The 234-nt window shown below is 66.2% G+C and carries 1 protein-coding gene; it reads left to right on the top strand.

Annotated features, from left to right (window positions below; translation table 11 throughout):
* The coding region (locus R0J87_RS24950) for a hypothetical protein (RefSeq protein WP_498889716.1) at nt 1–234 on the top strand (234 nt) is incomplete at both ends.

Here is a 234-nt window from a genome sequence, read left to right as displayed (position 1 = left end):
CTCGACGCCCAGAACATGTGGGAGGTCGAGGGCCATTACCAGCCGGTCATCGACGGCACCACAAGCGTCTTGAAGGCGCGCATGCTGCACGCCGACCACGACAGCCTGTTCCACTACTTCGACCGGCACAACCGCTACAGCGACTGGGAAGCCACGATCCGCCTCAAGGGCGCGCTCGACACGGCGAAGGAAGCCCAGCTCCCGGTCCGGGCCTGGCTCAAGCGCGCCTTCGAC

Origin of the sequence: Halomonas sp. SIMBA_159 (genome assembly GCF_046536035.1) — a bacterium.
Taxonomy (GTDB): domain Bacteria; phylum Pseudomonadota; class Gammaproteobacteria; order Pseudomonadales; family Halomonadaceae; genus Vreelandella; species Vreelandella venusta_A.
This window is presented reverse-complemented; position numbering and strand designations above follow the sequence as displayed.